Origin of the sequence: Streptomyces sp. NPDC006261 (assembly GCF_040613515.1) — a bacterium.
Taxonomy (GTDB): domain Bacteria; phylum Actinomycetota; class Actinomycetes; order Streptomycetales; family Streptomycetaceae; genus Streptomyces.
The window spans coordinates 16475-28393 of sequence record NZ_JBEXSI010000010.1 but is presented as its reverse complement, the minus strand read 5'-3'; the positions used below and the strand labels follow the sequence as shown (position 1 = coordinate 28393).

Sequence of the window (11919 nt, the reverse complement as noted above, 5' to 3'; positions counted from 1 at the left end):
CGTCGATGTTCGTCGAGAGCGAAATCCTGTCTTTCCTTGCCGCTTTTGAAACGAGTCTTGCCGCTTTCGCTGCGACAACACGTACGGCCCCGGACCTATGCCCGGGGCCGTACGTGTCAGGCACTCAGCCCAGGTCGCCGTCGGCGGTGCGCTCGGCCAGGCGCACCAGAGTGCGGACCGCGGAGCCGGTGCCGCCCTTGGGCGTGTAGCCGTACGGCGCGCCCTCGTGGAAGGCCGGGCCCGCGATGTCCAGGTGCGCCCAGGCGATGCCCTCGCCCACGAACTCCTTGAGGAACAGGCCGGCCACCAGGCCGCCGCCCATGCGCTCGCCCATGTTGGCGATGTCGGCGGTGGGGGAGTCCATGCCCTTGCGCAGGTCGTCGGGGAGCGGCATCGGCCAGGAGGCTTCGCCGACCTCCTCGGCGATCTCGTGGATCGACGTACGGAAGGCGTCGTCGTTGGCCATGATCCCGAAGGTGCGGTTGCCGAGCGCCAGCACCATCGCGCCGGTCAGGGTCGCCACGTCGACGATCGCGTCGGGCTTCTCCTCCGAGGCGCGGGTGAGCGCGTCGCCCAGGACGAGCCGGCCCTCGGCGTCGGTGTTGAGGACCTCGACGGTCTTGCCGCTGTACATGCGCAGCACGTCACCGGGGCGGGTGGCGTTGCCGGAGGGCATGTTCTCGGCGAGCGCCAGCCAGCCGGTCACGTTGACCTTCAGGCCGAGGCGGGCGGCCGTGACGACGGCGGCGAACACGGCGGCGGCGCCGCTCATGTCGCACTTCATCGTCTCGTTGTGACCGGCCGGCTTGAGCGAGATGCCGCCCGAGTCGTAGGTGATGCCCTTGCCGACGAGGGCCAGGGTCTTCGCCGCCTTCGGGTGGGTGTAGGCGAGCTTCACCAGGCGCGGGCCGTTCGCGGAGCCCTGGCCGACGCCGAGGATGCCGCCGAAGCCGCCCTTGGCCAGGGCCTTCTCGTCCAGGACCTGGACCTTGATGCCGTGCTCCTTGCCCGCGGCGGTGGCCACGGCGGCGAAGGACTCGGGGTAGAGGTCGTTGGGCGGGGTGTTGATCAGGTCGCGGGCGCGGTTGATCTCCTCGACCAGGGCCAGCGCGCGCTCGACGGCCGCCTTGTAGGCCTTGTCGCGCGGCTTGGCGCCGACCAGGACGACCTCGGCGAGCGGGAGCTTCGGGCCGCTGTCCTTGGACTTGGCGTCCTTGGGGGCGAGCTTGTTCTCGCCGCCCTGGTAGGCGGTGAAGGCGTAGGCGCCGAGCAGGGCGCCCTCGGCGACGGCCGCGGCGTCCTCGACGGAGGCGGCGGGCAGCGCGAAGCCGGCCTTCTTGAAGCCGGACAGCGCACGGGCGGCGGTACCCGCGGCGCGCCGCAGCGCCTCCGCGTCATACGCGTCCTCCTTGTCCGGGACCGCACCGAGGCCGACTGCGACGACGACCGGGACCTTGAGGCCGGACGGCGCGGGCAGCTTGGTCAGTTCGCCCTCGGCACCCACGGCCCCCAGGGTCGCGAGAACGGTGGCGAGCTTTCCGTCGAACGCCTTGTCCACGGCCTCGGCGCCCGGCGCCAGGACCAGGTTCCCCGACTTGGATCCAGCGCCCTTCGCGACGCCGACGACGAGCGCGTCGGCGCGCAGCGTCGCCGCACCGGCAGTGCTGAGAGTGAGAGCAGTCACGGTGGTGAAATCTCGCTTCCGTTGAGTTCGAGTTCGGTCGAGGGGTGGGCCGACCGTGCCCGGCGCATCGTAGACGCCTCCGCGACGCGCCGGGAATGAGCCTACGCGCGCGGTTCGCCGGGAGTTACGGCGGCGGGCCGTTGCGGACCGGTAGGGCGGTCGGTTCCGGCCGTGCGCGGGCCGGGTCCCGGCCGGTCGTAGGGCGGTCAGGGGCCGAGCGCCAGCACCACCAGGGCCGCTGTCGCCGCCGTCTCCGCCACCCCGCCGAACACGTCCCCGGTCACCCCGTCGAACCGGCGGACGCAGTGGCGCAGCAGGAGTTCGGCCGCGGCCAGGGCGCCCAGCACCGCGAGCGCGTGGTGCAGAGCCCCGTACGGGCCGAACACCGCGCCCCCCGCCGCGCACACCGCCACCGTCACCGCCGCCGCGACCACCGCCCGTCCCACCGGGACCGTGGACGCCACCACCGCGCCGAGCCCCTCCGGCCGGGCCGCCGGGACGCCCTGCCGGGACGCCAGGGTGAGCGCGAGCCGGGCGGCGACGGCCGCGACCACGGCCCCGAGCGCCCCGCGCGCCCAGCCCCCCTCCCCGTACAGCTCGAAGAGGACGGCGACCTGGGCCAGCAGAACCAGGAGGAGCGTGATGACACCGAACGGCCCAATGTCGGACTGCTTCATGATCCGCAGCGCGTCCCCGGCCGGTTTCCCGCTGCCGAGGCCGTCCGCGGTGTCGGCGAGGCCGTCCAGGTGCAGCCCCCGGGTGAGGGCGGCGGGCACCGCGACGGAGGCGACCGCCGCGAGCAGCGGCCCCGAGCCCGCCAGCAGCGACAGCGCGCCGAGCCCGGCGGCGAGCAGGCCGACGGTGAGCCCGGCGAGCGGGGCGCAGAGCATCCCGGCCCTGGCGGTCGCGCGGTCCCAGCGGGTCACGCGGACGGGCAGCACGGTGAGGGTGCCGAAGGCGAAACGCAGGCCGTGGCTGTTCAGGGAGGTCACCGCGGGCAGGTTAGCCGCTCCCGCGCACGGATAGATTGGCTGAAACGTCAGAAAAGCCGCAGAGCTGAACATAGAGTCGCAGAGCTGAGCAAGCAAAGCCGCAGAGCTGAGCGCATCGGGAGCGGGTGGCATGGGTAACTGGTGGCACACCGACATCGCCGAGCCGGGCAAGCTCCCCCTGCTCCTCGCGCTGGCCGCCTTCGTCCTCACCTTCGCGATCACCCGCACGATCACGCGGATGATCCGTGCGGGGAAGGGCCCGTTCCGCAACATCACCCCGGGCGGGATCCACATCCATCACGTGGTGCCCGGGATCGTGCTGACGGTGATCGGCGGATTCGGCGCGGTGGCGGCGGGGAGGCACGGGGTGGCCGCCGGGCTGTCCGCGGTGATCTTCGGGATCGGGGCCGGGCTGGTGCTGGACGAGTTCGCGCTGATCCTGCATCTGGACGACGTGTACTGGACCGAGGAGGGCCGCCAGAGCGTCGAGGTCGTCGTGCTGACGGCCTCGCTGGTGGTGCTGGTCCTGGCCGGGTTCTCGCCGCTCGGGGTGGACGACGTCACCGACGAGGAGCAGCAGAGCAGGCTCGGCGTCATCACCTCGTACGCGATCAACTTCTGCTTCGTCCTGATCGCACTGTTCAAGGGCAAGACCCGGATGGCGGTGCTCGGCACCCTCGTCCCGTTCGTCGCGCTGATCGGCGCGCTCCGCCTGGCCCGCCCCACCTCGCCGTGGGCCAGGCGGTTCTACCGCAACCGCCATCGGGCCCGCTCGAAGGCGGTGCTGCGCGCCTACCACCACGATGTGCGCTGGGCGGGCCCGCGCCGAAGGTTTCAGGACCTCGTCGGCGGCGCCCCCGACCGCGTCCCGCTGCCACCGGCCCGCAAGCCCTGACCCCGGCCCTCGCGCCGCCGCCCGAGCCACTCCCGTACGGCACACACCACCAGGACGGCGGCGATGGAAGCCAGATGTTCCCGGCCCGCCAGGTTGTCCTTGACGAGGACCTCCACCACCATCGCGACGACCACCAGGGACCCGGTGAACCAGGCCCGGTGGGCGTGGCAGACGTACACCGCGAGCCCCACCACCGCCGCCGAGGGCCCGGTGTCCACCACCTGCGCGTCCGAGGCCGGCAGCCCCAGGAACGCGTCCGGGCCGAGCGCGATGCCGACCCGGGCGTACAGCGTTCCCGCCAGCGTGGCGAGGTACGCGACGGCGAGGCTGCGCCACCGTCCCAGGCACGCCTCCGCGATGCCGAACACCAGCAGGATCTGCGCCAGCGCACCCCACACCGGCAGGTCGAGGGCAGGGACGAAGAGGGACAGCGGTGTACGCAGCAGAGCCGGCCACACCGCGTCCTCGGCCCGCACCGCCCCCAGGTTCTGCACCGGTCCGTAGCCCCACGCCTGGTTCTGGACCAGCTGGACGGTCGCGGTCAGCGTCACCGCCGTCAGGGTCAGTGCGAGCGCCCCTGCTCCCCGTTCGGAGAGGCCCGTCCGTACGGTGGTGAAGAGCGGGCCCCACTCCCGCCGCGCGGCCCGGCGCAGCGCCGGCAGGCGGCTCATCTAGGGGCGCCGAGACGCGCGCGGTGCAGCCACTTCGGCAGCCCCGTCGCCTCCGGGAACCCCTCGGCCCGGCCTGCCGCGACGGAGACGCGCGCCAGGTCGGCGCTCTTCTCGAACAACATGAGACGTGGCTCCCAGATCGGTCGGTGCTCGGCGTTGGCCCGGTACAGCGACTCGATCTGCCACCAGCGCGAGAAGAAGCTCCGCAGCGCACGCCACAGCCTCAGCACCGGTCCCGCGCCGAGCCGCGATCCCCTCTCCAAGACGGAGCGCAACAGGGCGAAGTTGAGCGAGAGCTGAGTGATCCCGATCTCGCCGGATCGGCGGAGGAGCTGGATGACCATGAACTCCATGAGGCCGTTCTCCGCCTCGCGGTCACCGGCGCATCGAGTCGAGGGAGAGGCCGCTCGTGCAGCGTGAAGTCGGCCCTCTCCACGATCGCCTCGTCACCCAGCTCCAGCGCGTCCATGCCGTGCCGGTGTAGACCGTGCCCGCCTCCTCGCTCGCGCCCAGCACCGCCGGGATCCAGCCGTGCTCGCGGGCCTCTGCGAGCCACGGGTCGATGGCGCCGGGCCAGGCCGCCGGGTCGTCGACCCAGTCCGGGGCGGTGATCCCGGGGACGCGTGAGTCGTCTGCGGCCACGGAGATCAGCCGCAGGGCGCCGTAGCGGCAGCGGCCAGGCCAATTACATGGCGCGCAGTACGGACATAAGGGCGACGAGGGCCGTGTGTGCACCCGCATCGCCCCCGGCCGCTCAGGTCGCGTCGAGTGCCTTCACGTCAGCCTCGTCCTCGTCCTCGGAGCCGGTCTCCTCCGCCGCCACCGGCGCACGCTCCGGCAGCTCGGCCGCGAACGCGGCCGCCGCCTGCACCAGCGGCAGGGCCAGCAGCGCGCCCGTGCCCTCGCCCACCGTGACCCCGTGGTCCAGCAGCGGGGTCAGCGCCATCCGGTCCAGCGCCTTGGACTGCGCGGGCTCCCCGCTGACCTGCCCGGCCAGCCACCAGTCCGGCGCCCGGAACGCCGCCCGCTGCGCCACCAGCGCACAGGCCGCCGAGACGACCCCGTCCAGGATCACCGGCATCCGGCGCACCGCCGACTGGAGCAGGAACCCCGTCATCGCGGCCAGGTCCGCCCCGCCCACCGTGGCCAGCAGCTCCACCTGGTCACCGAGTACCGGCCGGGCCCGGCGCAGCGCGTCCCGGATCGCGGCGCACTTGCGCATCCAGGCCAGGTCGTCGATGCCCGCACCGCCGCGCCCGGTCACCACCGAGGCGTCCGTACCGCAGAGGGCCGCGATGAGGGTGGCGGCGGCCGTGGTCCCGCCGACGCTCAGGTCGCCGAGCACCACCAGATCGGTGCCGGAGTCCGCCTCCTCGTCGGCGATGGCCATGCCCAGGCGGACGGCCTGCTCGGCCTCCTCGGCACTCAGCGCGTCCTCGATGTCGATGCGCCCCGACCCACGCCGCACCCGGTGACGCACGACGGACTCGGGCAGCAGCCCCGGATCGCAGTCGACCCCGGCGTCCACGATCCGCACCGGCACCGAGAAGCGCCGGGCCAGCACCGCCACCGGGCTCGCCCCGTCGAGGGCCGCCCGCACCAGCTCATGGGCGCTGCCCGCCGCACGCCCGGAGACGCCCAGCTCCGCCACCCCGTGGTCACCGGCGAAGAGCACCACGCGCGGCTGCGCGACGGGCCTGACCGGTACGGACTGCTGCGCGGCGCTGAGCCACTCGCCCAGCTCGTCGAGCCGGCCCAGGGCCCCCGGCGGGACGATCAGCCGCTCCCGCCGTTCCTCGGCGTCGCGCCGTACGCCCCCGTCGGGGCGTTCGATCAGGTCGGAGAAGTCGTCCAGGTTCACGGAGGTCTGCCTCGCGGGTCGTCACGTCGGTTTCCGGTCCGGGCACCCGGCGGCGGGCCCCTGCCGGGAACAGTACCGGTCGGCCCGCGGGGGCCGATGTCCCGCGTACTGACGCCCCCTCACCCCCGCAGCACCACCGCCTGCCCCGCCACCACCAGCAGCACCTCCTCGCACTCGGCCGCCACCGCTGCGTTCAGCCGCCCCAGCTCGTCCCGGAACCGCCGTCCCGCCGGAGTCGCCGGGACCACCCCAGCACCCACCTCGTTGGTCACCAGCACCACCTGACGCCGGGTCCCGCGCACCGCCGCCACCAGCTCCGCGACTCGCGTCCGCAAGGCTTCCTCGCCGCCGTTGCGCCACCGCACGCCCTCCCAGGCGTCCACCCGGTCCATCGCGTCGGTCAGCCACAGCGACAGGCAGTCGATCAGCAGCGGCGGCCCGTCCGCGCCCAGGAGCTGCGCGAGCTCACAGGTCTCCTCGGTCCGCCACGCGCCCGGCCTGCGCTCCCGGTGCAGCCCCACCCGGGCCGCCCACTCCGGGTCCCCTTCGCGCCGCCCGCCGGTCGCCACGTACACCACCTCGGGGAACGTCTCAAGACGCCGCTCCGCCTCCAGCGACTTCCCCGACCGGGCGCCGCCCGTCACCAGCACCCGGCGCGGCACGTCCGGCACCACCGGGTACTCGCCCACCACCAGCGTCGTCCCGTCCGGCACCGCCCGCGCCCCGGCCGCCGCGAGGAGCCGCTCCAGCGCCGCACCCGGCGGGGCGTCGTGGTCCAGGTGGACCGCGATCACCTCGGTGGCCGGGCCGACGGCGCCGACCGCCCGCAGCCGCGCCACCGCGTCGGGCCGCCCGATCACATCGCAGACGACCAGGTCGTACGGCCGCTCGGCCCGCCCGTCGAGACCGGCGGGCGCCGCCCCCGGCGGCAGGTACAGCAGCCGCTCGCCGTCCGGGGAGCCCACCTCGTAACCGGTCCCCGGCGCGTCCATCGGTACCGCCCGCACCCGGTGCCCGCTGATCAGCGTCAGCACCTGGCCGTCCGGCACCCGCCCGGCCGGCGGCAGGGTGGGCGGCAGTTCCACGGCGGGCCCGTCGTGCGGATGGGTCAGCAGCACCTGGCGCACGGCGCCCAGCGAATGCCCCGCGCGGGCGGCGGCGAACACCGCTCCCGGGGTCAGGTCCAGCAGCAGCGCGTCGTCGATCAGCAGGGCGGTCGCGGCGCGCGCCCAGGGGCCACGGGCCGTCGCACACGCCGCACAGGGGCAGGAAGGGCGCGGGAGCCCGTCGGGGGCTCCGGTGCCGAGCAGAGTCAGTTCCACACCTTGATCCTCCCGTGTCCTCACGCCAGGTGCGCGCCCGGCTAGGCTTCGGGCAGCAACTGACCCGGGAGTCGGGCGTAACGCGACCCAGGAGGCGGACATGGCGTGGACGTGGCGGTTCGAGAAGTCCGACGGTACGGAGACGGAGCCGGCGCTGCAGCCGGAGGAGTTCACCACCCAGGGCGACGCGGAGTCCTGGATCGGTGAGTTCTGGAAGGAACTCCTGGAGGGCGGTGCCGCCCAGGTGACGCTCTTCGAGGACTCGACCAAGATCTACGGCCCGATGAGCCTGCAGGCCGACGGCGCTTGATGGGCTGAGGGAAGGGGCGGTACGGGGACTTTCCCGTACCGCCCCTTCCGCATGAACCCCTGCGAGGCTCCCTCAGATCTCCCCGAGCATGACCTCGGCCGTCCGGCTGTCGCCGTCCCGCGTGTACGTCACGGTCACCTTGTCGCCCGGCTTGTCGCCCGCCAGGGCCTCGGAGAGCGAGGTGATGGTGGTGACGGCCGTGTCGCCGATCTTCGTGATGATGTCCCCGGCCCGCAGTCCCGCCTCGTCCGCAGCCCCGCCCGGCTCCACACTCACCAACGCCACCCCGGCCGGCCGGTAGGAGTCGTCGACGACCGTACGGCCGGTGATGTTCAGCGCGGCCCGGCCCGAGTCGGTGACCCGGCCGTCCTTGATGATCTGGTCGGCGACCGTCCTCACCATCGAGACGGGGATCGCGAAGCCTATGCCCGGCGCCGCACTGTCGCCCATCTGCGGGTCCGTCGCCGCGAGGGTCGGGATGCCGATCACCTCGCTGTTCAGGTTGACCAGTGCCCCGCCGCTGTTGCCCGGGTTGATCGCCGCCGAGGTCTGCACCATGTCGGCGATCGTCGCACCCGTCCCCCCACCGGCCCGGCTCTCGCTGACGGTCCGGCCGAGCCCCGAGACGATGCCCTGGGTGACGCTGCTGGAGAGGCCGAGCGGCGAGCCCATCGCCATCACGATCTGCCCCACCTCGACCTTCTCCGCGTCGCCGAACTTCGCGGGCCTCAGGCCGTCGGGCACGTCGTCCACCTTGATGACCGCGAGGTCCTGCTCCGGGTAGGAGGAGACCAGCGAGGCGTTCAGCACCGCCTCCCCGGTGGCGACGGTGACCTTGAACTTCTTCTCATCGCCGATCACATGGGCGTTGGTGACGATATGGCCCTTGCCGTCGTAGACGATCCCGGAACCGAGGCTGTTCGACGCGTCGATCTGCACCACCGAGGGCAGTACGTCGTTGATGACCGCCCGGTAGGCGCTTTCCAGGTCGGCGGTGTCACGGGTCGCGGAGCCCTGGGCCGTACCGGAGGGACTGGCCTTGGGCGCGGGGGCCGCCGCAGGGTTCGCGCCGGAACAGCCGGCCGCCAGGGCGAGCGCGCAGAGACCCGCGGACAGGGGCAGCCGCAGGCGCCGTACGGAGCGGCGGGAGGGGGATGCGTCCATATCCGGAGTCTGGTGCCCCCACCCTTTCGGGTGCCTGTACTGATGGGCCGAACGAGACTCCCGCATCCCCTACCGCCTGCTAGCCGCGCACTCCGCACAGATGCAGCAGGGCCGCGACACCCCGGTAGGGATCGGTCCGCCCGGCCCGGTCCTCCAGGGTCAGCACCCGCTCCAGCTCCCCGGCGGGCAGCTCGGTCCCCTCGGCCACGTTGTCCGTGAAGACCCGGACCCCGTACCAGGCGTGCAACGGGGCGGCGATCCCGGCCAGGGTGGACCGCAGGGCGTCGAGGCGGTCGGCCCGCACGGTGAGGCCGAGGTCATTCGTGTACGTGGCCGAGTCGAAGGCCTCCAGGGCCGCACCGAACTCGCCGGTGAGGCCCGGGCGCATCGCCAGGCCGTCCGCGTTCCGTACGAGCAGCGAGAGCAGGCCGCCCGGCGCCAGCATCCGGGCCAGCCCGGCCAGCATCGGGTCCGGCTCCTCGACGTACATCAGGACGCCGTGGCAGAGCACCACGTCGAAGCTGCCCGGCAGGAAGTGCACGCCGGTCTCCCGGCCGTCCCCCTCGATCAGCTTGACCCGCTCGCGGATGCCCTCGGGCTCGGTCGCCAAGTCCTCGCGGGCCGCCCGCAGCAGCTCGGCGTCCGACTCCAGACCGGTCACCGAGTGACCGGCCCGCGCGAGACGCAGCGCCTGCACGCCCCGGCCCATGCCGACGTCCAGGATGCGCAGCCGCTGACCGACCGGGAACCGCCCGGCTATCTGCTCGTCCAGCTGCCGGGCGACGAGCTCCTGACGGACGGTGTCACGGACGCCACCGGGACCACGCACGCCGCCGGGACCACGTACGCCGTCGGTGGCACATACGCCGTCCTGGCTCGCCGGGCGGACCCCCGTGGAGCCGGAGATGTCCGTGCTCAGGGCCGCTCTCCGCGCTTGACCTGGGGCTTCGGGAGCCGCAGACGGCGCATCTGGAGCGTGCGCATCAGGCCGTAGGCGACGGCTCCGCGCTTGGGGGTGTCCGGGAAGCGCTCCCGCAGCTGCTTCTTCAGGCGGATCGACAGACCGACCGAGTCGATCACGATCAGGATGATCACACCCATCCACAGCAGCAGCGAGATGCTCTGGATGTTCTGCACCTGGATCACGCTGAGGATCAGGATGATCACGGCGAGCGGCAGGAAGTACTCGGCGATGCAGAAGCGCGAGTCCACGAAGTCGCGGACGAAGCGCCGCACCGGGCCCTTGTCGCGGACCGGGAGGTAGCGCTCGTCGCCCGAGGCGAGCGCCTCGCGCTGCCTGGCCAGGTCGGCACGGCGCGCTTCACGCTGGCGCTTCATGGCCGCCTTGCGGTCGGTCGGCGCGCTGGACGCGGCGCGTCGGCGCTGCGTCTGGGCCTCGCTGCGCTTGGGGGTGGGGCGACCTTTGGGAGCCTGCGGGTCGCGGGGCTGCTGGGAGAGGTCCGCCGTCACCTTGTCGGTGGGGGCCTTCTCTGTCTTGGCGCGGCTACGGAACACAAAACCCAAGGGTACGGGGTCGGCATGCGGGCTCGTGGACCCGGGCGGGAACGATCCGGCAACGGACGGCGTCCTGGTAAGCACCCCGACAGGGGCAGAAGGGGCGTTCGCCGCCGGTTTTCCTGGCCGTACCGGCAGTTTCCCCGGCGGCGCCGACGGTTTCCCTGACTGCCGTCTACACCCTGGGCGGGAGCGGTCGCGGGGGGCAGTCGTCCTTGGGGAGGAGCACATCGGGACTCGAACAGTGCGGTAATGGAGACAGGGCCCGTACTGTGGGTTCTATCGGGAGTGCTGGAGCTCAGTCCGTCAGAAGGGGGCGCGCGAAGCCCATGAGCGGTGTCATGAAGCGTATGGGGATGCTTTTCCGCGCGAAGGCAAACAAGGCCCTTGACCGGGCCGAGGATCCGCGCGAGACCCTGGATTACTCGTACCAGAAGCAGCTTGAGCTGCTTCAGAAGGTGCGCCGCGGCGTCGCCGACGTGGCGACGTCCCGCAAGCGGCTGGAGTTGCAGCTGAACCAGTTGCAGGGCCAGTCGTCCAAGCTGGAGGACCAGGGCCGCAAGGCGCTGGCGCTGGGCCGCGAGGACCTGGCGCGCGAGGCGCTGTCCCGGCGTGCCGCCCTTCAGCAGCAGGTCACCGACCTGGAGACGCAGCACACGACGCTGCAGGGCGAGGAGGAGAAGCTCACCCTCGCGGCCCAGCGGCTGCAGGCCAAGGTCGATGCCTTCCGCACCAAGAAGGAGACCATCAAGGCGACCTACACGGCGGCCCAGGCGCAGACCCGGATCGGCGAGGCCTTCTCCGGCATCTCCGAGGAGATGGGCGACGTCGGCCTGGCGATCCAGCGGGCCGAGGACAAGACGCAGCAGCTCCAGGCGCGAGCCGGCGCCATCGACGAGCTGCTCGCCTCCGGCGCCCTGGACGACCCGACCGGCACGGCGAAGGACGACATCGCCGCCGAGCTGGACCGGATCTCCGGCGGCTCGGATGTGGAGCTGGAGCTGCAGCGCATGAAGGCCGAGCTGGCCGGCGGCTCCTCGTCCTCACAGCAGGCGATCGAGGGCGGTGCCCAGGACGGCACGCAGCAGTCGCAGCAGTCCCCGCACAAGTTCGACAAGCAGTAGTGAGGGCGGCGTCATGATCGTACGGATCATGGGGGAGGGCCAGGTCAAGCTGGCCGACAGTCACTTCGTCGAACTCAACGAGCTCGACGACGTCCTGCTCAAGGAGATGGACAGCGGGGACGGCCCCGGCTTCCGCACCACGCTCCACGCGCTTCTCGACAAGGTGCGCGAGCTCGGCACTCCGCTGCCCGACGACTCCCTGGAGCCGTCGGAGCTGATCCTGCCGGCGCCCGACGCGACCCTCGAAGAGGTGCGCGCCATGCTCGGCGACGACGGGCTCATCCCGAACTAGACGACCGGCTCATCCCGGACCGGACGTACCTGCTCCACCAGCGCTCGCACACCTGTGCCCCGCACCCGGCCTGCCCGGTGCGGGGCACA

At 72.7% G+C, this 11919-nt stretch carries 12 protein-coding genes and 1 pseudogene; 4 read left to right on the top strand and 9 right to left on the bottom strand.

Annotated elements, in window-relative coordinates; translation table 11 throughout:
- Positions 1 to 124: 124 nt before the first annotated feature.
- Positions 125 to 1684, bottom strand: a complete 1560-nt coding sequence (locus tag ABZ154_RS08395; RefSeq protein WP_356830265.1) for a leucyl aminopeptidase — start codon at positions 1682 to 1684, stop codon at positions 125 to 127.
- A gap of 206 nt (positions 1685 to 1890) precedes the next feature.
- The gene (locus tag ABZ154_RS08390; RefSeq protein ID WP_356830263.1) at positions 1891 to 2676 is read right to left on the bottom strand and encodes an adenosylcobinamide-GDP ribazoletransferase; all 786 of its coding nucleotides are present in this window, start codon (positions 2674 to 2676) and stop codon (positions 1891 to 1893) included.
- A gap of 130 nt (positions 2677 to 2806) precedes the next feature.
- Between ABZ154_RS08390 and ABZ154_RS08385 the strand changes: the two genes are divergently transcribed.
- Positions 2807 to 3571, top strand: a complete 765-nt coding sequence (locus ABZ154_RS08385; protein WP_356830261.1) for a hypothetical protein — start codon at positions 2807 to 2809, stop codon at positions 3569 to 3571.
- Here ABZ154_RS08385 and ABZ154_RS08380 read toward each other — a convergent pair.
- From ABZ154_RS08380 to ABZ154_RS08365, 4 genes and pseudogenes are all read right to left on the bottom strand, one after another.
- The gene (locus ABZ154_RS08380; RefSeq protein ID WP_356830259.1) at positions 3511 to 4242 is read right to left on the bottom strand and encodes a hypothetical protein; all 732 of its coding nucleotides are present in this window, start codon (positions 4240 to 4242) and stop codon (positions 3511 to 3513) included. The two genes, ABZ154_RS08385 and ABZ154_RS08380, sit on opposite strands and share 61 nt — an antisense overlap.
- Positions 4239 to 4911, bottom strand: a pseudogene (locus tag ABZ154_RS08375) (phosphatidylglycerol lysyltransferase domain-containing protein); the annotation flags it as partial. The pseudogene ABZ154_RS08375 and the gene ABZ154_RS08380, both read right to left, overlap by 4 nt.
- 85 nt (positions 4912 to 4996) lie before the next feature.
- Positions 4997 to 6103: a nicotinate-nucleotide--dimethylbenzimidazole phosphoribosyltransferase gene (gene cobT / locus ABZ154_RS08370; protein ID WP_356830257.1), complete on the bottom strand. Its 1107-nt coding sequence runs from the start codon at positions 6101 to 6103 to the stop codon at positions 4997 to 4999.
- Positions 6104 to 6222: 119 nt separating this feature from the next.
- Complete coding sequence (locus ABZ154_RS08365; protein ID WP_356830255.1) at positions 6223 to 7425, bottom strand: bifunctional adenosylcobinamide kinase/adenosylcobinamide-phosphate guanylyltransferase; 1203 nt, start codon at positions 7423 to 7425, stop codon at positions 6223 to 6225.
- A 100-nt stretch (positions 7426 to 7525) separates the two neighbouring features.
- Between ABZ154_RS08365 and ABZ154_RS08360 the strand changes: the two genes are divergently transcribed.
- Entirely contained in the window at positions 7526 to 7735 is a 210-nt protein-coding gene (locus ABZ154_RS08360; RefSeq protein ID WP_003969611.1) for a hypothetical protein, read from the top strand.
- Between the two features lie 72 nt (positions 7736 to 7807).
- On the opposite strand, the gene ABZ154_RS08355 is transcribed toward ABZ154_RS08360, so the two are convergent.
- The 3 genes from ABZ154_RS08355 to ABZ154_RS08345 all read right to left on the bottom strand — a co-directional run bounded on the left by ABZ154_RS08355 (position 7808) and on the right by ABZ154_RS08345 (position 10414).
- Positions 7808 to 8899 carry a trypsin-like peptidase domain-containing protein gene (locus tag ABZ154_RS08355; protein ID WP_356830253.1) on the bottom strand — a complete coding sequence of 364 codons (1092 nt, stop codon included), beginning with the start codon at positions 8897 to 8899 and terminating at the stop codon, positions 7808 to 7810.
- 79 nt (positions 8900 to 8978) lie between these two features.
- Positions 8979 to 9671 (bottom strand): methyltransferase domain-containing protein, encoded by a 693-nt coding sequence (locus ABZ154_RS08350; RefSeq protein ID WP_356830471.1) that lies wholly within the window; start codon positions 9669 to 9671, stop codon positions 8979 to 8981.
- Positions 9672 to 9814: 143 nt separating this feature from the next.
- Positions 9815 to 10414 carry a DUF3043 domain-containing protein gene (locus tag ABZ154_RS08345; protein ID WP_356830251.1) on the bottom strand — a complete coding sequence of 200 codons (600 nt, stop codon included), beginning with the start codon at positions 10412 to 10414 and terminating at the stop codon, positions 9815 to 9817.
- A 341-nt stretch (positions 10415 to 10755) separates the two neighbouring features.
- Here ABZ154_RS08345 and ABZ154_RS08340 point away from each other — a divergent pair, with 341 nt between their 5' ends.
- Positions 10756 to 11538, top strand: coding sequence for a PspA/IM30 family protein (locus tag ABZ154_RS08340; RefSeq protein WP_018511919.1), 783 nt, complete (start codon positions 10756 to 10758; stop codon positions 11536 to 11538).
- Between the two features lie 13 nt (positions 11539 to 11551).
- Complete coding sequence (locus tag ABZ154_RS08335) at positions 11552 to 11830, top strand: hypothetical protein (protein WP_356830249.1); 279 nt, start codon at positions 11552 to 11554, stop codon at positions 11828 to 11830.
- Positions 11831 to 11919 lie beyond the last annotated feature (89 nt).